At 64.0% G+C, this 26,443-nt stretch carries 23 protein-coding genes and 1 pseudogene; 19 read left to right on the forward strand and 5 right to left on the reverse strand.

Going from position 1 to position 26,443, the window contains the following annotated elements:
* Nucleotides 1-19: 19 nt before the first annotated feature.
* The 5 genes from ACGI6K_RS05135 to ACGI6K_RS05155 are packed head-to-tail and all read left to right on the forward strand — an operon-like array spanning nt 20 to nt 7,033.
* Complete coding sequence (locus ACGI6K_RS05135) at nt 20-4,537, forward strand: hypothetical protein (RefSeq protein WP_376942409.1); 4,518 nt, start codon at nt 20-22, stop codon at nt 4,535-4,537.
* Entirely contained in the window at nt 4,537-5,427 is an 891-nt protein-coding gene (locus ACGI6K_RS05140) for a hypothetical protein (RefSeq protein WP_376942411.1), read from the forward strand. The genes ACGI6K_RS05135 and ACGI6K_RS05140 overlap by 1 nt, the downstream gene beginning before the upstream one ends.
* A complete protein-coding gene (locus ACGI6K_RS05145; protein ID WP_376942413.1) occupies nt 5,427-6,089 on the forward strand; it encodes a hypothetical protein in 663 nt (220 codons plus the stop codon). Before ACGI6K_RS05140 ends, ACGI6K_RS05145 begins: the two co-directional genes overlap by 1 nt.
* Entirely contained in the window at nt 6,090-6,533 is a 444-nt protein-coding gene (locus tag ACGI6K_RS05150; RefSeq protein WP_376942415.1) for a hypothetical protein, read from the forward strand. It abuts the gene before it with no gap.
* On the forward strand, nt 6,533-7,033 hold the full coding sequence (locus tag ACGI6K_RS05155; protein WP_376942417.1) for a DUF4376 domain-containing protein: 501 nt from the start codon (nt 6,533-6,535) through the stop codon (nt 7,031-7,033). The genes ACGI6K_RS05150 and ACGI6K_RS05155 overlap by 1 nt, the downstream gene beginning before the upstream one ends.
* 201 nt (nt 7,034-7,234) lie before the next feature.
* Here the strand turns inward: ACGI6K_RS05155 and ACGI6K_RS05160 are convergent, their stop codons facing one another.
* Nucleotides 7,235-7,519: a hypothetical protein gene (locus tag ACGI6K_RS05160; protein WP_435576107.1), complete on the reverse strand. Its 285-nt coding sequence runs from the start codon at nt 7,517-7,519 to the stop codon at nt 7,235-7,237.
* 57 nt (nt 7,520-7,576) lie between these two features.
* Between ACGI6K_RS05160 and ACGI6K_RS05165 the strand changes: the two genes are divergently transcribed.
* The 5 genes and pseudogenes from ACGI6K_RS05165 to ACGI6K_RS05185 all read left to right on the forward strand — a co-directional run bounded on the left by ACGI6K_RS05165 (nt 7,577) and on the right by ACGI6K_RS05185 (nt 11,971).
* Nucleotides 7,577-8,761 carry a hypothetical protein gene (locus ACGI6K_RS05165; RefSeq protein ID WP_376942419.1) on the forward strand — a complete coding sequence of 395 codons (1,185 nt, stop codon included), beginning with the start codon at nt 7,577-7,579 and terminating at the stop codon, nt 8,759-8,761.
* The gene (locus ACGI6K_RS05170; RefSeq protein ID WP_376942421.1) at nt 8,761-9,066 is read left to right on the forward strand and encodes a hypothetical protein; all 306 of its coding nucleotides are present in this window, start codon (nt 8,761-8,763) and stop codon (nt 9,064-9,066) included. Before ACGI6K_RS05165 ends, ACGI6K_RS05170 begins: the two co-directional genes overlap by 1 nt.
* Nucleotides 9,067-9,517: 451 nt before the next feature.
* Nucleotides 9,518-10,885, forward strand: a pseudogene (gene ltrA / locus ACGI6K_RS05175) (group II intron reverse transcriptase/maturase).
* Between the two features lie 100 nt (nt 10,886-10,985).
* Nucleotides 10,986-11,522, forward strand: coding sequence for a glycoside hydrolase family 24 protein (locus ACGI6K_RS05180; RefSeq protein ID WP_376942423.1), 537 nt, complete (start codon nt 10,986-10,988; stop codon nt 11,520-11,522).
* Nucleotides 11,519-11,971, forward strand: coding sequence for a holin family protein (locus tag ACGI6K_RS05185; RefSeq protein ID WP_376942425.1), 453 nt, complete (start codon nt 11,519-11,521; stop codon nt 11,969-11,971). Before ACGI6K_RS05180 ends, ACGI6K_RS05185 begins: the two co-directional genes overlap by 4 nt.
* A 422-nt stretch (nt 11,972-12,393) precedes the next feature.
* Here ACGI6K_RS05185 and ACGI6K_RS05190 read toward each other — a convergent pair whose 3' ends face one another.
* Nucleotides 12,394-13,281, reverse strand: a complete 888-nt coding sequence (locus ACGI6K_RS05190; protein WP_376942427.1) for an EamA family transporter — start codon at nt 13,279-13,281, stop codon at nt 12,394-12,396.
* Between the two features lie 380 nt (nt 13,282-13,661).
* Here ACGI6K_RS05190 and ACGI6K_RS05195 point away from each other — a divergent pair, with 380 nt between their 5' ends.
* The 7 genes from ACGI6K_RS05195 to recX all read left to right on the forward strand — a co-directional run bounded on the left by ACGI6K_RS05195 (nt 13,662) and on the right by recX (nt 19,627).
* Entirely contained in the window at nt 13,662-14,120 is a 459-nt protein-coding gene (locus ACGI6K_RS05195; protein ID WP_377969179.1) for an Hsp20 family protein, read from the forward strand.
* Between the two features lie 83 nt (nt 14,121-14,203).
* Nucleotides 14,204-14,662, forward strand: a complete 459-nt coding sequence (locus tag ACGI6K_RS05200; RefSeq protein ID WP_377969180.1) for an Hsp20 family protein — start codon at nt 14,204-14,206, stop codon at nt 14,660-14,662.
* A 792-nt stretch (nt 14,663-15,454) separates the two neighbouring features.
* Nucleotides 15,455-16,069 carry an alpha/beta fold hydrolase gene (locus tag ACGI6K_RS05205; RefSeq protein WP_376944955.1) on the forward strand — a complete coding sequence of 205 codons (615 nt, stop codon included), beginning with the start codon at nt 15,455-15,457 and terminating at the stop codon, nt 16,067-16,069.
* Between the two features lie 400 nt (nt 16,070-16,469).
* Nucleotides 16,470-16,856 carry a hypothetical protein gene (locus ACGI6K_RS05210; protein ID WP_376944957.1) on the forward strand — a complete coding sequence of 129 codons (387 nt, stop codon included), beginning with the start codon at nt 16,470-16,472 and terminating at the stop codon, nt 16,854-16,856.
* A 621-nt stretch (nt 16,857-17,477) separates the two neighbouring features.
* Complete coding sequence (locus tag ACGI6K_RS05215) at nt 17,478-17,972, forward strand: CinA family protein (RefSeq protein ID WP_376944959.1); 495 nt, start codon at nt 17,478-17,480, stop codon at nt 17,970-17,972.
* Nucleotides 17,973-18,098: 126 nt separating this feature from the next.
* Nucleotides 18,099-19,148: a recombinase RecA gene (recA, locus tag ACGI6K_RS05220; protein ID WP_376944961.1), complete on the forward strand. Its 1,050-nt coding sequence runs from the start codon at nt 18,099-18,101 to the stop codon at nt 19,146-19,148.
* A gap of 11 nt (nt 19,149-19,159) precedes the next feature.
* The gene (gene recX, locus ACGI6K_RS05225) at nt 19,160-19,627 is read left to right on the forward strand and encodes a recombination regulator RecX (RefSeq protein ID WP_376944963.1); all 468 of its coding nucleotides are present in this window, start codon (nt 19,160-19,162) and stop codon (nt 19,625-19,627) included.
* A gap of 198 nt (nt 19,628-19,825) precedes the next feature.
* On the opposite strand, the gene ACGI6K_RS05230 is transcribed toward recX, so the two are convergent.
* Nucleotides 19,826-20,905: an LOG family protein gene (locus ACGI6K_RS05230; RefSeq protein WP_376944965.1), complete on the reverse strand. Its 1,080-nt coding sequence runs from the start codon at nt 20,903-20,905 to the stop codon at nt 19,826-19,828.
* A gap of 144 nt (nt 20,906-21,049) precedes the next feature.
* Nucleotides 21,050-22,456 carry an MBL fold metallo-hydrolase RNA specificity domain-containing protein gene (locus ACGI6K_RS05235; protein ID WP_376944967.1) on the reverse strand — a complete coding sequence of 469 codons (1,407 nt, stop codon included), beginning with the start codon at nt 22,454-22,456 and terminating at the stop codon, nt 21,050-21,052.
* A 203-nt stretch (nt 22,457-22,659) separates the two neighbouring features.
* Here ACGI6K_RS05235 and ACGI6K_RS05240 point away from each other — a divergent pair, with 203 nt between their 5' ends.
* Nucleotides 22,660-25,080 (forward strand): xylulose 5-phosphate 3-epimerase, encoded by a 2,421-nt coding sequence (locus ACGI6K_RS05240; protein ID WP_376944969.1) that lies wholly within the window; start codon nt 22,660-22,662, stop codon nt 25,078-25,080.
* Nucleotides 25,081-25,101: 21 nt separating this feature from the next.
* Here ACGI6K_RS05240 and ACGI6K_RS05245 read toward each other — a convergent pair whose 3' ends face one another.
* On the reverse strand, nt 25,102-25,500 hold the full coding sequence (locus ACGI6K_RS05245; protein WP_376944971.1) for a quorum-sensing-regulated virulence factor family protein: 399 nt from the start codon (nt 25,498-25,500) through the stop codon (nt 25,102-25,104).
* A gap of 205 nt (nt 25,501-25,705) precedes the next feature.
* Between ACGI6K_RS05245 and ACGI6K_RS05250 the strand changes: the two genes are divergently transcribed.
* Nucleotides 25,706-26,416, forward strand: a complete 711-nt coding sequence (locus tag ACGI6K_RS05250) for a tRNA-uridine aminocarboxypropyltransferase (RefSeq protein WP_376945041.1) — start codon at nt 25,706-25,708, stop codon at nt 26,414-26,416.
* The last annotated feature ends 27 nt before the right edge of the window (nt 26,417-26,443 follow it).

Raw genomic sequence — 26,443 nt, forward strand, 5'->3', positions numbered from 1 at the left:
TTTTTACCTGGAGAAAGATATGGCCAATCAGGATATCCGGAGCCTGCTGTCCAAGCAGACCTACGAGCTGTCGCGCGAAGTCGAGCAATTGGAGGCGCAGGCCGTGGCTACCCTGAAAGGCCGCGCCGCGCTGGACGAGTACAACGATGCTAAGGCCGTGGCCATTGCCCTGGCCGAGAAACACGTCGACGCACAGAGCGCGGAAGGCAAGGCCCTGGAAGAGGCCATCCGGAAGAGCCGCGAGGCGACCCGGGTGCTGGGGCAGGCCGGCCAAGTCGAGGGGATCATGGATCGCCTGTTTCCCGAGACGAAGCGGCTGCGCGAGTACACCAGGGAGCAGGAGGCACTCAACAAGGCCATCGAACTCTACCCGGAGAGAGCCGACGAGTACCGCGAGGCGCTGCGCCGACTGGGCATCGAGTACAAGCAGAGCCAGATCGAGGCCACGGCCTGGGGGCAGTGGACGAAATCGGCCCTGGAGCGTGTCGACAACGCCTTCGCCGATATGTGGAAGGGCATCGACGGCGACTTCGACAGCTTCGCCAACGACCTGAAAAACTCCCTCTTCCAACTCCTCGCCAAGCTGTCCCACATGGCCACCACCCATCAGCTCGTCGTGCAGATGGGTTCGGTGCTGGGCATTGGCGGGCTGGCCGGGCAGAGCACGAGCATCTTGGGTCCGTCGGGCGGCGGTTCCGGCGGCGCGGGGACTGGCCTGCTCGGCAGCCTAAACAAAGCCTATTCGCTATACCAGGCCGGCACCGGCGAGGGGCTGCTCGGCTCGGTGATCGGCGGCTTCCGCAAGGGTGGTCTGTCGGGTGCCTGGGAGGGACTCAGCGACTACGGCAGCGGTCTGTATAAGGCGGTCGCCTCGCTGTTTGGCGGCAGCGCCTCGTCCGCGGTTTCGAACGTAGGATTCCACTACGGAGGCTCGTTGATCTCCGGTGGAATTGGCAATGCTTCCTATGCGTCGAGCAGCTTGGGTTCTCTGGGGGCCTCGTGGAGTGGCCCTCTCTCCGGCGCGTTCGCCGGCTACCAGGCCGGCGGCCTCGGCGGCGCGGTGGTAGGCGGCCTCAGCACTTGGGGTGGCGCGGCAGCCGGCACGGCGATCGGCCAAGCGATTGGCGGTGCACTGGGCTCGCTTGGAGGCCCGGTCGGCACGGTCATCGGCACTGCGGTCGGCAGTTGGCTCGCTAGCTCGCTGTTCGGCGGCAGCGGCGAACGCTTCAAGGAGACCTACACCACCAACACCGGCTATTACAGCGACGGCAAGTTCGTCGACACCGGGAAGATCGGCTGGTCCACCGGCCACCGCCAGTTCGGCGACAGCTACGACACCTACCTGGAGTCCGTCAACAAGCGGTTTTCCTCGACGCTCGGCGCGCTGTCCGAAGTGTTCGGCACGGGCGACACCGTCTACACGCACCTCTCGGCGCAGTTGCGGCGCACGTCCGGGGCGATTGCCGGCGACCTCTGGACCAACCTGGGCGGGGCAGTCGCCGAGCAGCAGTTCCACCGCACCGCGCGCTACGGCCAGGACGGCGAGAACGTCTCCGACAACCTGAAAGCGTTCGCCAACGATGTGCTGGGCCAGTGGCTGGCCGAGGCCATCAGCAAGTCCAAAGCGCTGCCGGAGTACCTGCGCGGCCAGTTCGAGGACCTGGCGGCCGATGCGCAGACGACCGCCGAGCAGGTGCAGACGCGCATCTCGGAGATCGTCGGCCGATTCGAGGGCCTCAACAGCATGCTGGAGCTGGTCGGCTTCTCGGCGCTAAAGGCCTCGGATGCCGGCTTGCAGGCCGGCGATGCGATCATCGAGCTGGCCGGCGGGCTGGAGGCGCTGCAGAACGCGGTCAACGTCTATTACGAGCAGTTCTACAGCGAGGCGGAGCGAGCGGCCGACACGCTGAAGAAGGTGCCGGCGATGTTCGCCAACCTCGGCATCGAGCTGCCGACGGTCCGCGACGAGTACCGGGCCATGGTCGAGGACATCGACGTCACGACGGCGGCCGGGCAGCGGATGTTCGCGACGATGATGTCGCTGGCCGGCAACGCGGACGCCTACTACGACATCCTGGAATCGCAGGCGGCGGCCGCCGAACAGGCCGCGGCGGCGGCCGCCGCCACGCTGCTGCAGGCCGAGCTGAACTACTACGACCTGTTCACCGACGAGGCGCAGAAAACCGAGGACACGCTTGCCTCGGTGCAGGCGCAGTTCGCCGCGCTGAATGTCGTGCTGCCGTCGGCCCGCGACGGCTTCGTGCAGGCCATCGAGGCCCTGGACCTGACCGGCGAATCCGGCCAGGCGATGTACGAGACGCTGCTCGGCCTGGCTACCTCGGCCGACAGCTACTACGACATCCTGGAGGCACGGGCCGCCGAGGCTCAGGCGGCGGCAGAGCAGGCGGCGGCCGAGCAGGCCGCGTTGCAGGAGGCCATCGCCGACCAGCAGACCAGCCTGCTCGCGCAACTGCGCGACGCGCAGATCGAACTGGCCGAGGCGACCGGCGACAGCGCGACCGCCGAGGCGCTGCGGGCCGGGATTCTGCAGGAAGAGCGGAACGCGCTTTATGAAAGCAACCGGGCGATCTACGACCAAATCCAGTCGACCCATGCGCTGGCCACGGCGGCGGCCGAGCAGGCCGCGTTGCAGGAGGCCATCGCCGGCCAGCAGACCAGCCTGCTCGCGCAACTGCGCGATGCGCAGATCGAGCTGGCCGAGGCGACCGGCGACAGCGCGACCGCCGAGGCGCTGCGGGCCGGGATTCTGCAGGAAGAGCGGAACGCGCTTTATGAAAGCAACCGGGCGATCTACGACCAAATCCAGTCGACCCATGCGCTGGCCACGGCGGCGGCCGAGCAGGCCGCGTTGCAGGAGGCCATCGCCGGCCAGCAGACCGGCCTGCTCGCGCAACTGCGCGACGCGCAGATCGAGCTGGCCGAGGCGACCGGCGACAGCGCGACCGCCGAGGCGCTGCGGGCCGGGATTCTGCAGGAAGAGCGGAACGCGCTTTATGAAAGCAACCGGGCGATCTACGACCAAATCCAGTCGACCCATGCGCTGGCCACGGCGGCGGCCGAGCAGGCCGCGTTGCAGGAGGCCATCGCCGGCCAGCAGACCAGCCTGCTCGCGCAATTGCGCGACGCGCAGATCGAGCTGGCCGAGGCGACCGGCGACAGCGCGACCGCCGAGGCGCTGCGGGCCGGGATTCTGCAGGAAGAGCGGGACGCGCTTTATGAAAGCAACCGGGCGATCTACGACCAGATCCAGTCGACCCATGCGCTGACCGCGGCGGCCATCGCCGATGCCGAGGCTCGGGCGGCGGCGGAAGAGGCTGTCCGGGCCCGTACGGCGGGAGCGGCAACGGCGGCCATCGCGGCGGCCCAGGGCTCGCTGTCGTCGCTGTCCAGCGTGCTCGATGCACAGAAAAGCCTGGTCGCCGAGCAGTACCAGGCCCAGGCCGATGCGATTCAGGCGGCGATGGCCGAGGCGCGGGACTCGATCGGCGAGATGGGCGCGGTGGTCGGCACCCTGCGCGGCACGCTGGGCAGGCTGCGCCTAGAGTCGGACGCGCTGGATGCGGTCGGCCGGCGGCAGGCGCAGGGCGTCATCCAGCAGGCCTTGGCGAGCGTGCGCGGCGGCCAGCGGGTCACCCTGAGCGACGATCTGAAGCGGGCGCTCGACCAGGTGTCGCAGCCGTCGAGCCAGCTCTTCAGCTCGTTCGAGGACTACCAGCGCGACTACTGGCAGACCTATTTCAGCATCGAGAGGCTGGCCGAAACCGCCGAAACCCAGCTCGACGCCGACGAGCGCGCCGCCGCGATGCTGGAGCGGCAACTGGAGTCGACCAAGGCCTACTACAAGGCCGAGATCGAGCGCCTGGATATGGTGCTGGAGGGCGCGCAGGCGCAGTTGAACGCGCTGCTCGGGATCAACACCAGCGTGCAGTCCGTCGAGGCGGCGCTGGCTGTGTTCGCGGGTTCCGTCCAGTCGGCCCAGGCGCTGCAAAACGCCAACGCCTCGATCACCAGCATCACCGGGCTGGCCGGCGTGCGGCGGCAGGTCGACAGCCAGGGCTACATCCTCGACGAGTACGGCAACGCCATAACGCTGCTCGGCGAGGCGTTGCGCGTGGTCGGCGACCATGTGGTGGGCGGCAACGGCGCGCTGTTCAACATCGTCGACGGGCGGATGACCTGGGCGGCCGGGCAGACAGCGAACATGCAGGAGTGGGCGCGGCAGCAAGGCATTCCGGGGTTCGCCTCGGGCGGCCAGTTCGAAGGCGGCGTGCGCCTCGTCGGCGAGGATGGCCCGGAGCTAGAGGTGACGGGGCCGAGCCGGATCTACAGCGCCGTCGACACGGTCGACCTGCTTCGCGGCCGCGCCGACTCCGAGGCTATCGCCCGGCTGGAGCCGGCCATCGTCAGCCTGCAGGAAGGCATCCGCTCCATCGCGAAATACACCATGCAGACAGCCCGGCGCGTCGAGTTCCTGGAGCGCTGGGACTACGACGGCCTGCCGACGGAGAGGGCGTAATGAAGATTATCAAACCGATCGACATCACCGGGGCGCTGCTGATTTCCAGCAGCGTGCCCGAGAATGACTATGCCGCCTGGAGCGCGGCCACGGCCTACGCCGTCGGGGGCAGGGTTGTCCGGGCGCACCGGATCTACGAGGCGCTAATCGCAAACACCGGCGTCGACCCGGCGACCAACGCCAGCAATCCGCCGAAATGGCTCGACCTAGGGGCGACCAACCGCTGGCGGATGTTCGACGACCGGGTCGGCTCGCTGACCGAACGGGTTGGCTCCATCGCCGTCACGCTCCAACCTGGCGCGGTCATCAACAGCTTGGCCCTGTTCAACCTGCGCGGCCGCTCGGCGACTGTTGTGATGACCGACCCGCTGGAGGGCGAGGTCTACCGGCGCGAGGTCTCGCTCGTCGATGCCGGCGTCGGCGATTGGTACGAGTGGTTCTTCGCGCCGATCGGCCGGCGAACCGACATCGTGCTGCTCGACCTGCCGGCCTACGGCACCGCCGAGCTGTCGGTGACGATCGACAACGCAGCGGACACGGCGGCCTGCGGCCATCTGGTCACCGGCAGCCAGTCGGAGATTGGCGTCGCGCTCTACGGCACCGGCGTCGGCATCGCCGACTACTCGCGCAAGGAAATCGATGAGTTCGGCCAGTCCGTGGTCATCGAGCGCGCCTTCAGCAAGCGGGCCGAGTTCGACGTCGTCGTCGACACCGCCCGCGTCGGTCTTGTGCAGCGCCTGCTTGCCACGAACCGCGCCCGGCCGGTCGTCTGGATCGGCGAGGCCTCCTACGAGGCCACGGTGCTGTTCGGCTTCTTCAAGGACTTTTCCATCTCGATCAGCGGCCCCGAGGTCTCTGACGCCACCATCACTGTCGAGGGTCTGACCTGATGACCGCACCCACCATCACCGCGCTACCGGAAGCACCGCAGCGCAATAACGCGGCCGCTGACTACGCCACCAAGGCGGACGCCTTTGCCGCTGCATTGCCCAGCCTCGTCGAGGAGATCAACGAATCGGCGGAATTCATCGAGGAACGCGCCGCCGTGGCCGAATCCAGCGCCGAATCGGCGCAGGAAGCCGCAAAGACCGCGCTTCTGGCCCGCGATGCGGCGCAGGCGGGCGCGAACTTCAAAGGAGCTTGGTCGAGCCTGACCGGACCGCTCGGCTTGCCGGCCACGGTGCTGCACAACGGCCAGATTTGGTCGCTGCTGACCAACCTGCCGAACGTGACCGCCAGCGAGCCGGGTGTGACCGACGACTGGCTGGTACAGGGCGGTCTGGATGCGACGAAGACCGCCAATTTCACGGCCGCGCGTAACGCCCGCTACTGGTTGCCGGCGAGCGTGACCGTGACATTGCCGGCGATTGCCGGCATGCCCATCGGGACATTCGTGGAACTATCCAGCGCGTACGCGGCGACTCCGGTAATTCAGACAACCGACGGCGCGCAAATCGCCGTTGGCGGCCAGGTCGATACGGCCGTGACATACAACGTGGGTATGCGGCTGCTGCTCATATTCAGCGGTACTCGCTGGGAGGTCATGATTTAAATGGCAATCAATTTGGCGGATACCTTCGGAAATGGAGGGCCGAAACTGTGGGTTTCGGGAAAGAGTTATGCGAAGGGCGATCAAGTCATCAGCGATGTCGACCTGTGTACCTATATCCGCAAAGTCGCCGGCGCCGGCTCGACCGATCCGGCGAGCGACACGACGAACTGGCAGCCCTTCGGGGGGAGGCCGATCAAGGCGATTCAGCGGGGAAGTTTTAGCGGTTTCAGCGGCAGCACGACGATTACGATTGCTGCAGTCAATCCGAAGAAAACGGAGCTGAGGTTGCTCTCGAGCACGACTGAATCAAGCTCCAGCGCTGCCGTTAAGTACTGCAAAATCGAACTCAATTCGACAGGCACTGCGATTATTTTGAGCATGTCTTATGGGCCGTCGTATTACGACTTTCCGCCAGGTTCCTGGGAACTGACGGAGTATTACTGATGCCTGTTTACGCACAACTTGATAACAACGCTGTCGTCGTTTCGGTATCGCAACTGCACTCCGCCGTACATGATCCCGCGCTGATCGAAATCGATACCTACGATCAGGGTCTGCTGGGCATGCACTATGTCGATGGGCAGTTCGTCGCGCCGCCGGAACCTGAGCCGGAACCAGCCCCCGACTGGCCGGCACTGATCGCTACTCGCCGCTACGAGGCCGAGACGGCCGGCACCACGGTCGATGGCCTGCCGATCGACACCGGACGCGATAGCCAGGCGCTTATCACCGGCGCGGCGCTGCGGGCGACGCTCGATTCCGACTACACCTGCCGGTGGAAGACGGTCACCGGCTTCGTCGCACTGACTGCCGGGCAGATCATCGGCGTGGCGTCTGCTGTCCGAGCGCACGTCCAGGCCTGCTTCGACCGCGAGGCCGACCTGCTGGCCGCGCTGGAGGCCGGGACGTTCGATCCGGCCTTGCTCGAACAGGGTCGGCCGTGACGGACTACTGCACCGTGTTTTCCGAGGGGTGGTGGTCGCACTGTTGCACTCGACACGATGCCAATTACCGAAATGCGCAAAAAGCCCCGTACTTCTAGTGCGGGGATGGATAGCGCGGGAGGCGAAGCCTTCCTATAGGGCACCTCTAAAAACGTAGGCGAGGCAGTCAGCGCAAGGCAAAAACAGGCGAAAAAGCGGAGTTTACGCGCTGTAAATGAGCATTTTGAGCCTGTTTTTAACGCAGCGATGGCCACACAGGTAGTTTTTAGGTGTCCTCCAGTGGCAGAGCCAGGATGAAAACTTTTTGGCCGCCGGCGGCGGCCGCCACTGCCTGCTGGCGAGCGTGACCGCCAGCCGGCCCGAGCGTCCCCAGCCGGGCGATACGGTCGAGTTCGCGAAAGTGGCCTCGGCCACGCCAATCATCCAAACAACCGACGGCGCACGAATCACGCTGGACGACCAGGTCGATACCGTCGTGACGTACACGCCAATATGCAGTTGCTCTTCGTATTCAACGGCACTCGCTGGGAGGTTTTTATTTAAATGGCGATCAATTTGAAAAGCGCCCTTGGTGGCAATGCCGTGCCGATTGGCGGTTCGGTCTATTTGGCGGACCGGGCAGTGGCGGAGGGAGGATCGCCACTGGTCGAAATCGATGGTGCCGAGTACCTACGCTCCGGGTATCTATTGGTCAACGAGGAGGCCAACTACCCGAAAGTGTTCGAGAACTTCGTGCAGCCAAACACTGATCGGTGGCAGTCGGTCACAAACATCACTGCTGGCTTTACTGGCCTTGCCTATGGCAACGGCCGAACGGTTGCCGTCTCATCGACTAGCGGGAAATACGCATATTCCGACGATGGGATTAATTGGACAGCGGTAACCGGGACTACGGCCGGAACACTCTTGGATGTAGCATTCGGCAATGGGGTTTTCGTGGCGATTGGCCAAAGTGGAAAAGTTGTAACATCGCCAGACGGTATCACCTGGACCGTTCGCACTTCGGGCTTTTCTACTTCTGACTATCTCAATCGGGTGATTTTTGCCAAAGGGCTCTTTGTGGCTTTGGGCAAGACCAGCGATAACCGTGCCGAGATCCGTACATCCGAAGATGGCGTCACGTGGACTTCACGATATGTAGATGAGTCTCAAAATTTTACGCTTTTCGACGTGTGTATTGGAGAAGTGGGAGCGCTCTATGCCATAGGCTACAACGACGCCGCTTCGGGTGGGGGGACGGCACGAATGTGTTTTTCCGTCGATGGACTGAGCTGGACCGGGTATTACTCCTCCAGCTCTGGCGGGCTGGCGTTCTCGGGAGCGCCCTCGTCGGGCGCTCCATTTAACCTTGTTTCCATCGTTTATCATGACGGGCTGTTTGTCGCCGCTTCGCAATATGGGTATGTGTGGACATCTATAGACGGGTTCAACTGGACCTATGCTGGTCGACCCACCTCACGGACAATACTTCGTCTCACTTACTTGGCTGGATTGTTTTGGCTGGTAGGGCTTTACACTGTCTTATGCTCGATCGACGGCAAGGCTTGGAGTTCGTATACAGGGTTTGCAACGGCCGGCCTTTCCTTTCGGGACATGATTAACACGCCCGAGGGAATCATTGTCGTTGCCAGGCAAGATGGCGGGTTTAACACCACTCTGGATAAACAGGTTGGATTCGAAAAAGCAAGATTTGAAGGTTCCGCCGTCCAATATATGAGGGTTAAATAATGCCCATCGTCCGTGCCCACCCAGTTGCCCCTGCTCCTGGCAGCCGAGTCACCCGGCTGGCATTGCTCAACCGCTTCACCGACGCCGAGGCGATCGCCATCGACCTCGCCTCGATCGGCGCCACGGTCGAGGCCGCCACCGTGCGGCGCTACCTCGACAAGATCGAGGCGGCGACCTTCATCGACCTGGCCGCCGCCGACACCCGCGCCGGCGTGCAGAGCCTGGAGGCCCAGGGCCTGCTCGCCGCCGGACGGGCGGCCGAGATCCTGGACGCGCCGGTGCAGCCGCACGAAGTACCGCATTGACCGCCGCACAACCCCATCAAAGCCCGCCTCGCGCGGGTTTTTTTATGCCGCGCCCAGCATGGGCGCACTCCTGCGGGTGCAAGTCCCGCCCTGAGCTGGTCACAGCGAATGAAGCGAAGCGCAACTGCGTGAGGGCGACCGAGCGTGGGGAGGAAGCGCGGAGCGTAAATCGTGAGCCGATGAACAAGAACTGCATGGAAGGCGCTGCCGAGCAGGGTAAGCGGGCCAGTAACCGCGAAGCTCTTGTGACCAAGGCGAGGCGGCGTAGATGCGGCGGTTGTGCGGTGAAGGAGTGCGTTCTTACCTGGGGAGATCTCGCCTCATGCCTGAAAGGGCGACGGTGTCGAGCCGGAGCGAGAAGTCAGCAGAGGTCGTAGTAGCCGCAGTAGCGGGGCCGCAGAGGCCAGATGCGAACCGGTGAAGGACCGGACGAGAGGAAGTGTCGGAAACGATGTCGATGTCGGAGGCCATGCACCAGAAGCCCGCGTGCGCGGGGCGGCATGCTGCGGGCCAGGGTGAAGCCCCGGCCAAGGTATCGCGTGGTGAAGCCCAAGGCCCGCGACATGAGATGGAAGGCACAGGGTCGGCGCTGCTAGAGGCGGCGCTGACGCGAGAGAACCTGCGGCAAGCGTTCAAGCGGGTGCGAGCCAACCGGGGATCGGCGGGCGTGGACGGTCTGGACATCGAGCAGACGGCGCGCAAGCTGGTGACCGAGTGGCCTGCGATCCGGGAGCAATTGCTGCGGGGGACGTACCGGCCCAGCCCGGTACGGCGGGTGATGATTCCGAAGCCGGATGGGAGCCAACGAGAATTGGGTATTCCGAGGGTGACGGATAGACTGATCCAGCAGGCGTTGTTGCAAGTGCTGCAACTGCTGCTGGATCCGAGCTTCAGTGAGCACGGCTACGGGTTCAGGCCCGGAAGACGGGCGCATGACGCGGTGTTGGCCGCGCAATCGTTCGTGCAGTCGGGCCGGCGGATAGTGGTGGACGTGGACCTGGAGAAATTCTTCGATCGGGTCAACCACGACATTCTGATCGACCGCCTACGCAAACGCATCGACGACGCGGGAGTCATCCGGCTGATTGGTGCGTACCTGAACGCGGGGATCATGGATGGCGGGGTGGTCATCGAGCGGGACCAGGGGACGGCGCAAGGCGGGCCGCTGTCGCCGCTGTTGGCCAACGTCCTGCTCGACGAGGTGGACCGGGCGCTGGAGCGGCGGGGCCATTGCTTCGTGCGCTACGCCGATGACTGCAACGTGTACGTACGCAGTCGGCGGGCGGGCGAGCGGGTGATGAACCTGCTGCGCAAGCTGTACGGTCGGCTCAAGCTGAGGGTCAACGAAGCCAAGAGCGCGGTGGCCAGTGCGTTCGGCCGCCAGTTCCTGGGGTATGCCTTCTGGGCAGCGCCGAAGGGACAGGTCAAGCGCAAAGTGGCGGCCAAGCCGTTGGCGACCTTCAAGCAGCCGATCGGGCAACTGACGCGGCGCAGCGGTGGGCGCGGCATGGCGCAAATCGTGCGGGAGCTGCGTCCGTATCTGCTGGGCTGGAAGGCTTACTTCTGACTGTCGCAGACACCGAGAGTCTGGCGTTCGCTGGGCGAATGGCTGCGGCATCGGTTGCGTGCCGTCCAGCTCAAACAGTGGAAACGCGGCAAGACCATGTTTCGGGAACCGCGCGCCCTGGGGGCCAGCCACGAGGTGGCGCAACGGATCGCGGCCAACAGCCGCCGATGGTGGCGCAACAGCGGCAAGCTCCTGAACAGCGTGCTCAACCTGGCGTGGTTCGACCGGCTGGGCCTACCCCGACTCGCCTGACCTCAACCTCTCGAAGCGCCCGGTGCGGACTCGCATGCCGGGTGGTGTGGCAGGGGCGCTGCCTTGACGGCAGCCCCTATGCCGATCCTGGAGAAAACCCATGGCTCGAATCTCTGCCGCCGATGCCGGCGGCATCAATGTGCTCGCCTTCCTGGACATGCTCGCCTGGTCCGAAGGGACCAGCACCATCAAGACCAGCGACGATGGCTACAACGTCTTGGTCGGTGGCGAGCTGTTCGATGACTACGTTGCGCATCCGCGGCGCTCGATCTGGCTACCGCGCTACAAGATCCACTCGACGGCAGCCGGGCGTTACCAGTTTCTGGCGCAAACCTGGGACGCCATCGTGCGCAACTACGGATTTCGCGGACGCTTCATTCCCGAGGCTCAGGACCTGGCTGCCATCAAGCTGCTGGCCGAATGCGGGGCGCTGCCGATGATCCGGCAGGGGCATATCGACCAAGCCATCGCTGCGGCTGTTCCGATCTGGGCCAGCCTGCCGGGCGCCGGCTACGGGCAACGGGAGCACGGGCTGGCCAGCCTGCTGGAGATCTACGCTGCCGAGCGTCATGCCGAGCAGCAGGATGCCGGCGAGTTGCTGGCGATGTACGTGGCCTGTGGCGGGGCGCCGGCATGAGCCTGCTGTCCGCCGCCACGGCGCTGCTGCCGACGATTTCGGGGCTGCTCGATCGCGTCATCCCCGACCCGCAAGCCAAGGCCCAGGCGCAGATCGAGTTGCTCAAGCTCCAGGAGGAAGGGGCCTTCAAGGACTTGCATGCTCAGTTGCAGATCAGTCTTGCACAGGCCGAGATCAACAAGGTCGAGGCGGCGAGCCAGTCCGCATTCAAGTCGGGTTGGCGGCCGCTGGCCGGCTATGTCTGCGTGGGCGGGCTGGCCTACGAGTTCCTGCTGCGCCCGCTGTTGCCCTGGGTGCTGACGGTGGCCGGCGTGCAGGACGTGCCGCCGCTGCCGTCGCTCGACGACGTGCTCTTCGAACTGCTGTTCGGGATGCTCGGCCTCGGGACGCTGCGAACGCTGGAACGGCGGCAGCGGGTGAGCGCGATCGCGCCGAAGGCTAGTCAGTGATCATCGCCCGGATGTGCGCAGGCCCCTTGCGGCGTCCGGGCAGCGCTATGACTTTAAAGGCGCTGCCGTCGCATCCTCGATCATCGTTGTAAGGGCGGCGCGAGGCCTAGAAGATACGGCGCGTGCTGGGGCATTTTTGGGGCAATCGCACCGCCAAAACATGCCATCCAATGCCATTTTGATACGCCACATTCAACGCACGGGCATGGCTGGAGGCCCGATCATTGCTGGCCTTGACGCTATTTCATGAAATTACCTGTACATCATCGGGGTGTGCTGAGAAAGGCTTTCCACTCAATCACTTGGCTTAAAATGTCAATTTAACGACGGCAGGTAGGGACTAATACTACCCTGGCTGCCGCCCGGATTTTGCGGGGGGCGGAATGCCGGTAGCCATCGGCCGTGCGTCGAGCGCTGGTCGTTCAGATCGATAGCGTTGGCAAAATGACCAGCAGGGCGCTGACCACGATGAGCAGCAGCCCGAGTTTTTCCCGTTGTGAAACCTGCTCCTTGAGCCAGTGCTGCGACAGCAGGAGGGTGAAGAACACCTCGATCTGGCCCAGGGTCTTCACTAGTCCGACGTCTTCCAGGTTGACCGCGGTGAACCAGCACAGGGAGGCGACAGAGCTGGACAGGCTGATGCGAAATACCAGCGAGGGGCGATTCCACAGTTTCACCAGCGTCTGGCGATCGCGCAGGGCCAGCCAGCTAGTCAGCGCCGCAACCTGGATGCTGATGGTCCACACCAGCGCCCAGGCGGCGGTGTGCATGAAGGGCAGTTGTAGCTGATGGCAGGCATCGCGCACCCATAGGGTGGTCAGGGCGAAGCACAAGCCGCTCGCCAGACCCAAGAGCAGGGTCGCAAGATCCAGCGAGCCGGGCTCGCCGCGCCCCTTCATCAGCCAGACGGCCCCCGAGCCTACCATTATGCCCAGCCAGCCGACTGGGCCGAGCAGCGCGCCGAAAAAGACCGAGCCCAGCACCGCAGCCAGCAGGGCCTCGCTCTTGGCCAGGCCGACGCCTGTGGCATAGCTACGGCGCTGGAACAGCAGCACCATGAGGATGGTGGCGAGGATCTGTGCGAAGGCGGCGGCGGCCACATCGAAGACGAAACGGTTACTGAAGTGTGGCTGTTCAGCAGGGGTGCTGGCATACAGCAATGCCAGGTAGAGCACGGCTAGCGGCAAGGCCCAGATGAAGCGGGCCAGGGTTACGCCCAGCGCGTTCACCTCGTGGCTGAGCTGTTTCTGCTGGGCGTTGCGTAGCGCCTGGGTGAAAGCGGCGAGCAGGGTGAAGGGAATCCAGAGCATTGAGATAGACCCATGTGAGGACGACACAGGGTCTGGCGCATTCGTTCGGGCGTCAAGCTCGGTGCTTGCGGAGGTGTAGCCCGGTCGGAACAGGGAGCATGTGGGAGGCCGTTGTGATCGACATCTTTCGTTTCACCGTGGTCGGCGGACAGGCCAGCCTGTTTGTCCGGGGAGTGCTCGTTCGCCGATTCGAAAGTTGCATGCCCGTTTGTCGTCCCTGTTGGAAAGGTACCGGAACCGTGAATTCCGTCTACCAAATAACTGAAAAATTTTGCTCGCTGCCCCTTGAAGCCTGTTTGTCCATCCCTATTTAAGAGGTAAGGGACGCCGAAGTCGGGTCTCTGACTCAATGAACTTGCCGATAATTCGGGAGATTGAACATGGCTACTTTCACTATGGCTCCGTTGTTTCGCCAATCCATTGGTTTCGATCGTTTCAACGATCTGTTCGAGGCGGCACTGCGCAATGAAAGCGGGAGCACTTATCCGCCCTATAACATCGAGAAGCACGGCGAAAACAGTTATCGCATCGTGATTGCGATGGCCGGCTTCGAAGAGACCGACCTGGACCTGCAGGTCGAGCGCGGCGTACTGACCGTGAGCGGCAGCAAGCATGCGCCGGCGAAAAGCGAAGAGGCGTCGGCGGTGACCTATCTGCACCAGGGCATCGCCCAGCGCAGCTTCAAGCTGTCGTTCAACCTGGCCGACCACATCGAAGTGAAAGGCGCCAATCTGGTCAACGGCCTGCTGAACATCGAACTGGAGCGGGTCGTCCCGGAAGAGGCCAAGCCCAGGCGCATTGCGATCAATCAGGGCGACAAGCCGGCCCTGCTGAACTGATCCATCGTTAATTCGAAAAGTATGCGGGATGCCGAAGTCGGGTCCCGAACTTAAAAAACTCGCTGATATTCGGGAGATTGAACATGGCTACTTTCACCATGGCTCCGTTGTTTCGCCAATCCATCGGTTTCGATCGTTTCAACGATCTGTTCGAGGCGGCACTGCGCAATGAAAGCGGGAGCACTTATCCGCCCTATAACATCGAGAAGCACGGCGAAAACAGTTATCGCATCGTGATTGCGATGGCCGGCTTCGAAGAGACCGACCTGGACCTGCAGGTCGAGCGCGGCGTACTGACCGTGAGCGGCAGCAAGCATGCGCCGGCGAAAAGCGAAGAGGCGTCGGCGGTGACCTATCTGCACCAGGGCATCGCCCAGCGCAGCTTCAAGCTGTCGTTCGACCTGGCCGACCACATCGAAGTGAAAGGCGCCAATCTGGTCAACGGCCTGCTGAACATCGAACTGGAGCGGGTCGTCCCGGAAGAGGCCAAGCCCAGGCGCATTGCGATCAATCAGGGCGACAAGCCGGCCCTGCTGAACTGAGATCCGGGGCGGCGATTGGAGCGGAAGGGGGCGAAAGCGCCCCTTTTCGCATTTTCGTTCGAGGTGGTTTTTACACCGAAAACCTAGTCAGCTGAGTGAATAAGCAAGGGGCTATGGGACGTCGCTCGGGAAGCCCGGAGCCAGAAAAGACAAGGAGTCTCGTCCTATCGTGCATCGGCCATGGCGGAAGAGTTTGTCAGCGCCTGTCCATCTAGCAGGGGGATGATGGCATGGAGGTTGTCCGAGTCCTCCGTTTGAACGGAGCCGGTCTTGTCCTGTAGGACATGGGATATCAGCTCTATGAGAAGGTTTATCACCATGACGGATAGGGTCAGGTAGAGCAGAGCGGCGATCGTGAGTATCAGGACTCCCTGCATCAACAAGATGATGTGCCTCCAGGTTGACTTGATAAGATGTCATGGCGGACGGGGCCGCTGGTGCTTCGTTTCGTTGCGCTGCCAAGAGCTGGCGAAGGCCAGGCATGTTTGGTATAGGGTCATCCGAGCCGGTACCCTACGGCAGCGAGGTTACGAAATTGTTAACTCGGGCCGATATTCGCCCGGTGTACGCCATGCGGTACGCTTCCGGGCACTTTCGATATTCTAGCTCCCCGGCCATCGCCGAACCTGCAATCCGATCAACGAGCCCCTGTCTCTTCGGCGGGTGCCCCTTGGCGCTTTGAGAGATCTTGGGGACGGAGGATTGAAAGGCGGAAAAACAAAGAGGAACAGTGCCTTGCTTGTCCCCTTGCGATGACGCAGGCATTTTTCGTCACTTTCGAGGAGCGACCTTGTGACCCCACCGCCATCGAAACTTCTGTTTCTTCCCAGCGCTTCCGGCAGCATGCAGTTCTGGCGGCCGACAGCCGATCTGCTCACTCATCCGGCACGGAAAGTCCATATCGGCTGGCCCGGTCTGGGTTCGACGCCGGTCGACCCGAGCGTGACCGGCTTTACCGATCTGGTGGCGCGCGTCGTGGCCGAAATCGACCAGCCCACGGCACTGATAGCGCAGTCGATGGGGGGAGTTGTCGCCATGCTGGCGGCACTCGAGCGGCCCGAACAGGTCTCTCATCTGGTATTGGCCGCGACTTCGGGTGGGATGGACATGGCGAGCCTGGGCGCGCAGGACTGGCGCCCCTTGTTCACCGCCGAAAACCGGACCGTACCGCAGTGGTTCATCGAACACCATGAAGACCTGACGCATCGGCTGGCGGAGCTGCGCATGCCCGTGCTGCTGCTGTGGGGCGATGCCGATCCGATCAGCCCCGTCGGTGTCGGCCAGCGCCTCGCCGCATTGCTGCCTCGCGCCGAACTGCACGTCTTCCCAGGCGCAGGCCATCGACTGGCCAAAAACCTCGCCGTGCAGGTTGCACCGCTGATTGACAGGCATCTGGCCAGAAGCTGATGGCTTGAACGATCCCCGTGGCCTTGCCATCCAGGCTGCCAACGCCGAACGGCCGACCTCAGGATCGGGGGAGGGGCGGCGTGTTGTCTCTGCATAATGGGCGGGAAAGCGCACCACTCAGTTTATGTCCCGCTAATCGGACGCCAGTTCGGGTCCGGTAATTTTCCTTTCGAATCAATAGGTTGATTTCTTTTGCTGCAGGTACGGGAGGAGGTTTTGTCTTGCTGATCTTCAGGGATACCCCTCCTTAAGCATGGTGTATCGATTATTTTATTGATCTGTATCAATCAAAACGGTAATTTTTTACCCCAAGGGAAAGCGAAACGGCGCAGAACCGCGCTCCCAGTCCCAACAGGAATCGACTGGCCACGACCACTGATATCGACCTCGGGGAACCGCCATGAAAAAGTTCGGCATTCTGGCTCTGACCATCGGCATACTCGCCATGAGCAATGTTTACGCTGCTGAAATCGTCAACGAAGTGACGGACGACACCTCTGGCCAGGCTACGGGCGGCATGACCGGCATGATGGCCGGCTCCGTCGGCGGTCCGGTCGGTGCCCTGATCGGTGCCGGCGTCGGTGCGCTGGTCGGCGGTTCCGGCCAGAAGGTAGTTGGTGGTAGCGATCGTGCCTACATCGTGCGTACCGACAGTGGCGAACTGAAAAGGTACCGCTCGCCGAACTATGTCTTCGCTCCCGGCGACAAGGTCGTGATCTATGGCAATCGCCCGCGCCCGCTCGGCTGGACGCCTGAAACTGCCGAGTCCTTTCCCTATAACGGCTGACGACGCTGGTTAGCGGTCAGGGTGGACAACGCTTGATTTGTCCACCGCCACCGACTTTCGCAACGGCCAAGCACATTCCGGATTGCACATCTTCTCCCGCGGCACTTGCGATACGGCTGTGCCGCCGTGTTTCCCCCCCCCCCTCTTGGCGATCCCACTCCGGCAGCCAGTCTTCGCCGTTGGGTTTTCGTGCGCCGGCCGGTTTTCGATGGCGGACGACTCTTCGCGCGAACCTGTAAAAGAAGCGTACCGACGGGTAGATTTTCCTTGTGCCCGGTCGGCTGCCGGGCCATGGGGTTTGTCCCGTATTTCCCGAGCGCCGATTCCGGCTTGCGGCATAGCCGTCGATCTACGCCGGACCGGGTGAAAACTGGAGCGATTCTTTCATTTCAGTGGATTACTAACGTTATCGCCATGGCCGACGCATTAGCGGGACACGCGCGTCGGGGGCTGGTTTATCCATGGGGGCCATGCTTGCGAAAGGTGCGGAATGGGGCTCCATCCAGGAATGGTTTCGCCTTCCGGTGCGGGCGGAGCGGGTCTGCGGCCGGCCCGCCGCTTGCCCTGTGCCGACATCGGAGTAGGGTATCGTTCTGCAACGACTCTGCCTGGAGGACACCAATGGACGACATTACCCGACTCGCCGTCGAACTCGGCGAGAGTCTGCGCGCGCTCGGCGCGCAGGCGAGCACTGCCGAATCCTGCACCGGCGGTGGCATTGCCGAGGTGATCACCCGCATTCCCGGCAGTTCAGCCTGGTTCGAGGCCGGCTACGTCACTTATTCGGATCGCCAGAAGAATGCCCAACTGGGCGTGCCGAGCGAACTGCTCGAGCGTTTCGGTGCGGTCAGCCGAGAGGTGGTCGAGGTCATGGCGCGTGGCGCCCAGGCACACAGCGGCGCCCGCTACGCCGTGGCGGTGAGTGGTGTCGCCGGCCCCGATGGCGGCTCGCCGGAAATCCCGGTCGGCACCGTCTGGCTGGCCTGGGCCGATGGCGAGCGCCTGTTCGCGGTGCGCCGGCAGTTTCCCGGCGACCGCGCCGAAGTACGTCGACGGACGGTGCAGGCCGCCCTGGCCGGTCTGATCCGCCTGATTGCCGGCGGAACGCTCGAATGAGGTGCTGGACATCACGGAAATGGATCGGCCCAGGGGTAGGCGCCCGAGCTTTTCCTATGCTCTAATACTGTCTACTTATACAGTGTATGGCGGCCGCAAGGCCCTCCTGAATACGTGAGGTCTTCAATGGACGAGAACAAGAAGCGCGCCTTGGCTGCGGCCTTGGGCCAGATCGAAAAGCAGTTCGGCAAGGGCGCGGTGATGCGCATGGGCGATCACGAGCGGCAGGCGATTCCGGCCATTTCCACCGGTTCCCTGGGGCTGGACATCGCGCTTGGCATCGGCGGCCTGCCCAAGGGGAGGATCGTCGAGATCTACGGCCCCGAATCCTCCGGCAAGACCACCCTGACCCTATCGACCATCGCCGAGGCGCAGAAGCAGGGCGCCACCTGCGCCTTCGTCGACGCCGAGCACGCGCTCGATCCGGACTACGCCGCCAAGCTCGGGGTGAACGTCGACGATCTCCTGGTTTCCCAGCCCGATACCGGCGAGCAGGCGCTGGAGATCACCGATATGCTGGTGCGTTCCAACGCGGTGGACGTGATCATCGTCGACTCCGTGGCGGCGCTGGTGCCCAAGGCGGAGATCGAGGGCGAGATGGGCGACCAGCACGTCGGTCTGCAGGCCCGTCTGATGTCCCAGGCCCTGCGCAAGATCACCGGCAACATCAAGAACGCTAACTGCCTGGTCATCTTCATCAACCAGATCCGCATGAAGATCGGTGTGATGTTCGGCAACCCGGAAACTACCACCGGCGGCAATGCCCTGAAGTTCTACGCCTCGGTGCGTCTGGACATCCGCCGCACCGGCGCGGTGAAGGAGAGCGACGAGGTGATCGGTAGCGAGACCCGCGTCAAGGTGGTGAAGAACAAGGTGGCGCCGCCGTTCCGTCAGGCCGAGTTCCAGATTCTCTACGGCAAGGGCATCTACCGTAACGGTGAGATCATCGACCTCGGTGTGCAACTCGGCCTGTTGGAGAAGTCCGGCGCCTGGTACAGCTACCAGGGCAGCAAGATCGGGCAGGGTAAGGCCAATGCGGCCAAGTTTCTCGAGGACAACCCGGAAGTCGCCGCAGCGGTCGAGAAGAGCATCCGCGATCAGTTGCTCGCCGTGCCGGCCAGCGCCCGTCCGGCAGCCTTGGCCGACGAGCCAGCCGACGCAAATCTCAATTATTGATGAGTGCGTCGATGCCGGGGCTCGACAGTCCCGCCGCCGTGCGCCGGGCCGCCATGGACCTGCTGGCGCGTCGTGAGCACGGGCGGGTCGAACTGGCCCGCAAGTTGGCCCGGCGCGGTGCTTCGGCCGAACTGATCGAGACGGTTCTCGATCGTCTGGCGAATGAAGGACTGTTTAGCGAGTCCCGTTATCTGGAGGCTTTCGTGGCCAGCCGCGCCCGTGCCGGCTACGGACCCCTGCGGATTCGCGAGGAACTGGCCCAGCGCAGCCTGCCGCGACAGGCCATCGAGCAGGCGTTGCGCGAGAGCGGCCTGGACTGGGGCGAGTTGTTGGCCGATATCTGGCGACGCAAGTTCGCCGGCCGCTTGCCCGAGGATGCACGCGAGCATGCCCGTCAGAGCCGCTTCCTCGGCTACCGCGGTTTTTCTCCCGAGATGATCGGCCGCCTGCTGCGCGGTGGCTTGTCCGACGATCGCTGAATTCCGGCGCTTGTTGCGTCGGTACGGCCGTGACAGGGCCTGGTGCGTTTTTCGCCTGGGAGCGATCCGTGTCGCTGTCACGTCATGCCTGGCGGTGCACGGCCTGGAGCCGAGCGCCGATAGTGAGTGGATCGGACGGGCGAGCGGCAGGGAAGAGGCCGCCGGCCCGGCTGGGCAAGCTTGGCGGTGTCGCCTCTATCAGTCCTTGGCGACCCAGTTTTGTGAAAGGTTGATGAAGTTGAGCAACTCGCGCAGGCGGCCATGGTCGCGGGCGTTGAAGATAAAGCTCAGGCGTATCAGGTGGCAGAGTTCCGGTTCGTCCTGTTCGGTTTCGCAATAGCCCTGCTGTTCGAAGGTGCCACTCAGGCAGAGGTCGGCGAACTCATCGCGCAACCGGGCCAGAGCCGCTTCGCTCAGGGGGTGGTACATGCGGATGACGAAGCGGTCCTTGATCCAGCGGCTGGAGTGGTAGTTGCGGTAGAACTGGGCGATTTCCTCGGCTGCCTCCTCGGCGCTATCGGCCAGATGGAGCAGGTGCATATCGCTGGGCAGTATGTAGCGGTTGCCTTCCAATTGCTTGCGGATGAACTGCAGAGCATCCGCCCAATAGGTTCCGCCCGGCTCGTCCAGCAGGACCACCGGAACCAGCGGGCTCTTGCCGGTCTGGATCAGGGTTAGCACTTCCAGCGCCTCGTCCAGGGTACCGAAGCCGCCGGGGCAGAGGATTAGCGCATCAGCCTCCTTGACGAAGAACAGCTTGCGCACGAAGAAGAAGTGGAAGGACATCAGGTTCGGCGTGCCTTCGACGGTGGCGTTGGCGTGCTGTTCGAAGGGCAGGGTGATGTTGAAGCCGAGGCTATTCTCCAGGCCGGCCCCTTCGTGGGTGGCAGCCATGATCCCGCCACCGGCGCCGGTGATGACCATCAGGTCATGGCGTGCCAGGGTTCGACCGAGTTCGCGCGCCAGGGCGTACAGCGGATGTTCGACCGGTGTGCGCGCCGAGCCGAACACGGTGACCTTGCGGCGGTGCTTGAACTTTTCCAGGCGGCTGAAGGCCTGCTCCATTTCGCGCAGGGTCTGCAGCATGATTTTGGCGTCCCAGCGGTTGCGATCGGCCTTGGCCATGCGGATGACGGTGTGGAGCATCTCCCGGTAGAGCGGGAGATTGGGACTGGTTTCGGGAACGACTTCATCGACCAGTGCATCGACGAGCGCGTTGACGTCGACGCCGCTGGTCTGAAAATGACGAGAGAGGAACTCGTCCGATTCGAAAGGCATGGACTTCTCCTTGGGCGCGGAATCCTGGCGGTGCTGCGAGCAGCACCGTTCCAATGGCGGGGCTGGTCATCATGACGGCTCGATATGGCGACGATCGGTCCATTTTATTATCGGCTCGGGCAGCCAACCTACTGCTGCTTCGCCTCAAATCGCTATCTGCTCACCTCGTTCGGGAATGCTGGCTGTCCAGTTCAGACGTTCGTGCAAGGTCTGTTGCAGGATCAGCATCTTTTCCCGTTCTCCGTGTACCAGATAGAGTTCGGGATGGTGATCGAAGTGCTGCACCCAGTCGATCAACTGGGATTGCCCGGCATGGGCCGAGAAACCGCCGAGGGTGTGCACCTGCGCGCGCACGGCAATGCGCTGATGCAGAACCTTGACGCTGCCGGCGCCGTCGACGATCCGCCGTCCCAGGGTGCCTTGCGCCTGGAAGCCGGGGAATACCAGATGGCACTCCTGGCGCCAGAGGTTGTGCTTGAAGTGATGGACGATGCGTCCTCCGGTGCACATGCCGCTGCCGGCGATGATGATGGCGCCGCTCTTGATCCGGTTGATCGCCATCGACTCCTCGGGAGTGGGCGTCATGCGCAGGATCGGTAGCCAGTCCTCGGCACGCTTGATGCCCTTGGCCCGCAGCAGGTCGCGATCCAGTGGGTCGAACTCTTCGGCGAAACGCGCATAGATGGCGTTGGCGCGGATCGCCATGGGACTGTCGAGGAACACCGCCTGCTGAGGCAGGCGCCCTTCCTGGTAGAAGCGCCCCAGGTAGAAAAGCAGATCCTGGGTGCGGCCGACGGCGAAGGAGGGGATCAGCACGTTGCCACCGTCGCGATAAGCCTTCTGCAGGATTTCGGCGAATTCCTCCAGGGTTTCTTCGCTGTTGCGGTGGTTGCGGTCGCCATAGGTGGATTCGAGCAGCACCACATCGGCCCTGGACAAGGGAGTCGGGTCGCGCATCAACGGCGTACAGGTGTTGCCGAGGTCGCCGGAGAACACTAGGCGACGGGTCAGATGATGATCGTGCAGTTCCATCTCGACGATGGCCGAGCCAAGGATGTGTCCGGCCGGGTGGAAGGTGACGAGCACGCCCGGAGCTACCTGCAGCGCGGCGCTATAGGGCTGCGGGCGGCACAGGGACAGCGCCTTCTCGGCGTCGGCTGTGGTGTAGAGCGGTTGCACCGGCGGCTTGCCGAGGCGGGCCTGCCACTTGTTCTCCCATGCCGCGTCGTTTTCCTGCAGGTGGGCCGCATCCAGCAGCATCAGGTTCATCAGTTCGCAAGTGGCTTCGGTGGCGAAGATCGGCCCCTGATAGCCGGCAGCGGCCAGGCGCGGCAGCAGGCCGCTGTGATCGATATGCGCATGGGAGATGACCACGGCATCGAGGCTGCCCGGATCGAAGGGAAACGGCCGGGCGTTGACCTCCTCTTCCTCGCGGCGGCCTCCCTGGCGCATGCCGCATTCGAGCAGCACGCGGCTGCCGTCGCGCGTCTCGACCAGGTAGCAGGAGCCGGTCACTTCTTGAATCGCACCAAGAAAGCTGAGGAGGGCCATGTTGTTTCCTCGACTTCGGACAATTGGGCGGATTGCCAGCGGTGGCCGTCGGCTTGCCCTAGTGTGAGTCATCATAGCTGCGGACCGAACCGATCGACATATAAGGGCCTCGCCGTGTCCGCCCGGCCGATGGAGTCCGCCGACGGGCTCGGGAAGCGGGAAGATGGCATAGACTGCAATGGGTAATCATGACGGAGCCCGCAATGCCTCAGATTCTCCCGCCCCTAGCCGAACTGGACGAGCACGCCCGGGTCGAGCCTTTCTTCGCCCAGTGGCGCCAGGGTTTCGGTCCCTTGCGGCATGCCGACGAAACCCAGGCCGGGGTGTTCCGCCTAGCTCACCAACTGGTCCAGGCCGGTCGGCAGCCCGATGTGGCCAGCGTCTATCGCCTGTTGCATGCGCTCGATCGCCTGGCCTGCGCAGGGCTCTGGCTGGTGGTGCACATGACTTATGCCCGGCGTGTGCGTCTGGATGGTGCGCCGCTCGCGGCCGAGGACTTCAAGGCCGATCCACAGGGGCATACCGGCGGCGCGCTGAACATGGTGCCGGCCTATGCCGGCTATCTGGCCCTGAACCTCCTGAGCGGCGAGAACCGTGGCTGGCTGATGGGCCAGGGGCACTGTGTGGCGGCCATCGATGCGCTCAACCTGCTGACCGGCAATCAGTTGCCCGAGCAGGCCCGCGCCTATCCCTGCGACGAGGCCGGCATGACCGGCTTGGTACAGGATTTCTACGGTTACCGGCAGGCTGCCGACGGCCGTCCGGCCGCACCGCTGGGCAGTCATGTCAACGCTCATACCGCCGGTGGAATCGCCGAAGGCGGCTATCTGGGCTTCGCCGAACTGCAGTATGCGCACTTGCCCTTGCCCGGAGAGACCCTGGTGGCCTTTCTTTCCGACGGGGCCGCCGAGGAGCAGCGTGGCAGCGACTGGATGCCGCGCTGGTGGCGTGCCGAGGACTGTGGCACGGCGCTGCCGGTGATGATCGCCAACGGCCGGCGCATCGAGCAGCGCACCGAGCTGGGCAGCCACGAGGGGCTGGAGGGCTTCCGCCAGCATCTGCGCCGCTGCGGCTTCGACCCGATCGGCTTTGATGGACGCGACCCGGCGGCTTTCGTCTGCACCCTCTGGGAAATGCAGCAGCGCCTGGGGCTGCGGGTGGAGGAGCTGGAGCGGGGCATCCTGCGCTATCCGCTGCCGATCCCCTATGGCATCGCCGAGACGGTCAAGGGATTCGGCTTCTACGGGGCTGGCAGCAATGCCGCGCACAATCTGCCGCTGCCGGGCTGTCCACTGCGCGATGCCGATTCGCGGGCGCTGTTCAACCGTCACGCAACGGCGCTGTGGGTGTCGCCACAGGAGCTTTCGGCTGCCCGTGCATTGTTCAGCGCCGCACGTCAGGGCCGTCCGCTGCCGCGCGACAACCCGCTGGCCGTGCGCTACCCGCCGGCACCGGCGATTCCCGCGCTGCGTTATCGCGCGCCGGGCGAGCGGATATCGCCAATGCTGGCGCTGGACCGCTTCTTCGTCGACCTGGTGCAGGCCAATCCAGAACTGCGTCCGCGCGTCGGTAATCCGGACGAGCTGGTCAGCAACCGCCTCGGGGGCGTGCTCAAGGCGCTCAGGCACCGTGTCTGTCAGCCCGAGAGCGAGCTGGAGGCATTGGATGGCAAGGTCATCACCGTGTTGAACGAGGAAGCGGTGGTGTCCGCCTGTCTGGGCAATCAGGGCGGGCTCAACCTGGTGGCCAGCTACGAGGCGTTCTGCGTGAAGATGCTCGGCGCGGTGCGGCAGTGCCTGATCTTCGCCCGCCAGCAGAAGGAGGTCGGTCGACCGGCCGGCTGGCTGGGCTGGCCGCTGGTGGCCACCTCGCACACCTGGGAAAACGGCAAGAATCAGCAGTCGCACCAGGACACCACCTTCAGCGAGGCGCTGCTCGGCGAGATGGGCGACATGCTGCGGGTGCTCTTCCCGGCCGATCACAACAGCCTGCTCGCTCTGTTGCCGTCCCTCTACGAGGCGCGCGGACAACTGGCCTGCCTGGTCGTACCCAAGCGCGACCGCCCTGTGCTGTTCGATCGCTCGCAGGCCGAGCAACTGGCCCGCGAGGGGGCATTGATCGTCGAGGAGCTGGCCGGAAACGAGCCGCTGCTGCTGATCGCCAACGGTAGCTACCAACTGGTGGAGATGCGTCGCGCCGCCGGGCGCCTAAAGGCGGCCGGCCAAGCCTACCGGCTGGTCTATCTGCAGGAGCCGAGGCGCTTTCGCGCGCCGCGCGATCGCTGGGAGGCGGCGGCGCTGGCCGATGCCCGGCTGGTCACCCGGCTGTTCCCGGACAGCCACGCGCGTCGCGTGCTGCTGACCCATATGCGGCCGGAGGTCGTCCGCGGCCATCTCTGGCCGATCTTGCCGGACGCACGCCGGACGCTGGCGCTCGGCTATCGCAATGCCGGCGGTACCCTGGACGAGGCCGGCATGCTGTTCGCCAACCGCGCCAGTTGGGTCCATGTCCTGGAAGCCTGCGCCACGCTGCTGGAGGTGTCTGTCACCACGCTGCTCGACCGGGAGGAGGCCGAGATCCTCGCCGGTCGCGGCGACCCGGGGCAGCTGCGTGCGGATGCCTGAGGCGGCGCCGGCTGCGCTTATTTACAGGTTGCAGTCGGCGGCGCGATAGCGCTCGGTGGTCACCGGGCGGTTGCTCTGGTATTCGCTGAACTGGTAGCGCAGCACCGCGCCCTGGCCGAGCAACTGACGAAAGCCCCGGTTGCTGCACACGCTGCCGAGCAACTGGTTGCGCACGGCGTCGGGATGGGCGCGCATCTGCTGGGCATGCGAGGTGCGCACGCTGAGGTGGTTGATCAACTCGTTACCTTCCACCGTATAGCCTTGGTCGAGGATGTCTTCGTTGATCGCGCGCGGGGTGCCTATGCTGCTTTCCTTGGCCACTTTCTCCAGCATCCTGGTCAGCTCGTAATCCTTCAGGGACGCGGCCAGGACGGTTGCTGGCAAAAGGAGGCAGAGGGTAAGGGCAGTCGGTCGCAACATGGAAATCTCCTGGAGTGGGGCGCCGGCGATCCGGGCCGATATTCGGCAGTCGAGGCGTCGCATTATAGGTGCGTCTGCCATGTGGACAACGCCGGTTTCCCGTTCGCCGGGCTGGGTTTGTCCGAGGCCTCTGCTAGACTGCCGCCTCCGCTTTTTGCCCGTATCGACGATCGTGACCCTTTCCCGCGACTTCTGCGCCATTCCCATGAGCCATGCCGTGTCCCGCCTGCGCGAGGAGCGCCTGGCACGCAGTCTGAAGCCCTTCTTGGCGCGCGGTTCACGAACGCCGCGCTGCTCGGCCTGCCGGGTGCCCGTCAGCCATTGTCTGTGCATCTGGCGTCCGCGAATCGAAGCCGAGTCCGGCATCTGCCTGCTGATGCACGACATCGAACCCTTGAAGCCGACCAATACCGGCTGGCTGATCGCCGATGTAGTGGCCGATACCAGCGCCTTCGGCTGGTCGCGTACCGCGGTGGATGCGCGTCTGCTGGCGCTGCTCGACGATCCCCGATGGCAGCCCTGCGTGGTATTCCCCGGCGAATATGCGGCGCCGCAGCGGGTCGTCGGCGAAGTGCGCCGGGAGATGGGACGGCGGCCGTTGTTCATCCTCCTCGATGCTACCTGGACCGAGGCGCGCAAGATGTTCCGCAAGAGTCCCTATCTCGACGACCTGCCGGTACTCGGCCTGCAGCCGGAGCAACTGTCGCGCTACCGCCTGCGCCGCTCGAAGCGCGACGACCACCTGTGCACGGCGGAGGTGGCTGCGCTCTGCCTCGAGTTGGCTGGCGACCGTCGTGCCGGCGAGGCCTTGGACGCCTATCTGGATGTGTTCACCGATCATTACTTGGCGGCCAAGCGGGGCCGGCCCGTGGATTTCGACGACGAGGTCCATCGGCGCTTGCAGGCCTTTCTCTGAAATTGCTTGGGGTCATGAAAACCGGGT

This window comes from Azorhizophilus paspali, from assembly GCF_043587585.2.
In the GTDB taxonomy this organism is placed as follows: domain Bacteria; phylum Pseudomonadota; class Gammaproteobacteria; order Pseudomonadales; family Pseudomonadaceae; genus Azotobacter; species Azotobacter paspali.

What these genes read in the sequence shown, in the direction of transcription:
- ACGI6K_RS05135 (WP_376942409.1), top strand. Translation starts at nt 20, where the DNA reads ATGGCCAATCAGGATATCCGGAGCCTGCTGTCCAAGCAGACCTACGAG.
- ACGI6K_RS05140 (WP_376942411.1), top strand. Translation starts at nt 4,537, where the DNA reads ATGAAGATTATCAAACCGATCGACATCACCGGGGCGCTGCTGATTTCC.
- ACGI6K_RS05145 (WP_376942413.1), top strand. Translation starts at nt 5,427, where the DNA reads ATGACCGCACCCACCATCACCGCGCTACCGGAAGCACCGCAGCGCAAT.
- ACGI6K_RS05150 (WP_376942415.1), top strand. Translation starts at nt 6,090, where the DNA reads ATGGCAATCAATTTGGCGGATACCTTCGGAAATGGAGGGCCGAAACTG.
- ACGI6K_RS05155 (WP_376942417.1), top strand. Translation starts at nt 6,533, where the DNA reads ATGCCTGTTTACGCACAACTTGATAACAACGCTGTCGTCGTTTCGGTA.
- ACGI6K_RS05165 (WP_376942419.1), top strand. Translation starts at nt 7,577, where the DNA reads ATGGCGATCAATTTGAAAAGCGCCCTTGGTGGCAATGCCGTGCCGATT.
- ACGI6K_RS05170 (WP_376942421.1), top strand. Translation starts at nt 8,761, where the DNA reads ATGCCCATCGTCCGTGCCCACCCAGTTGCCCCTGCTCCTGGCAGCCGA.
- ACGI6K_RS05180 (WP_376942423.1), top strand. Translation starts at nt 10,986, where the DNA reads ATGGCTCGAATCTCTGCCGCCGATGCCGGCGGCATCAATGTGCTCGCC.
- ACGI6K_RS05185 (WP_376942425.1), top strand. Translation starts at nt 11,519, where the DNA reads ATGAGCCTGCTGTCCGCCGCCACGGCGCTGCTGCCGACGATTTCGGGG.
- ACGI6K_RS05190 (WP_376942427.1), bottom strand. Translation starts at nt 13,281, where the DNA reads ATGCTCTGGATTCCCTTCACCCTGCTCGCCGCTTTCACCCAGGCGCTA.
- ACGI6K_RS05195 (WP_377969179.1), top strand. Translation starts at nt 13,662, where the DNA reads ATGGCTACTTTCACTATGGCTCCGTTGTTTCGCCAATCCATTGGTTTC.
- ACGI6K_RS05200 (WP_377969180.1), top strand. Translation starts at nt 14,204, where the DNA reads ATGGCTACTTTCACCATGGCTCCGTTGTTTCGCCAATCCATCGGTTTC.
- ACGI6K_RS05210 (WP_376944957.1), top strand. Translation starts at nt 16,470, where the DNA reads ATGAAAAAGTTCGGCATTCTGGCTCTGACCATCGGCATACTCGCCATG.
- ACGI6K_RS05215 (WP_376944959.1), top strand. Translation starts at nt 17,478, where the DNA reads ATGGACGACATTACCCGACTCGCCGTCGAACTCGGCGAGAGTCTGCGC.
- recA (WP_376944961.1), top strand. Translation starts at nt 18,099, where the DNA reads ATGGACGAGAACAAGAAGCGCGCCTTGGCTGCGGCCTTGGGCCAGATC.
- recX (WP_376944963.1), top strand. Translation starts at nt 19,160, where the DNA reads ATGCCGGGGCTCGACAGTCCCGCCGCCGTGCGCCGGGCCGCCATGGAC.
- ACGI6K_RS05230 (WP_376944965.1), bottom strand. Translation starts at nt 20,905, where the DNA reads ATGCCTTTCGAATCGGACGAGTTCCTCTCTCGTCATTTTCAGACCAGC.
- ACGI6K_RS05235 (WP_376944967.1), bottom strand. Translation starts at nt 22,456, where the DNA reads ATGGCCCTCCTCAGCTTTCTTGGTGCGATTCAAGAAGTGACCGGCTCC.
- ACGI6K_RS05240 (WP_376944969.1), top strand. Translation starts at nt 22,660, where the DNA reads ATGCCTCAGATTCTCCCGCCCCTAGCCGAACTGGACGAGCACGCCCGG.
- ACGI6K_RS05245 (WP_376944971.1), bottom strand. Translation starts at nt 25,500, where the DNA reads ATGTTGCGACCGACTGCCCTTACCCTCTGCCTCCTTTTGCCAGCAACC.
- ACGI6K_RS05250 (WP_376945041.1), top strand. Translation starts at nt 25,706, where the DNA reads ATGAGCCATGCCGTGTCCCGCCTGCGCGAGGAGCGCCTGGCACGCAGT.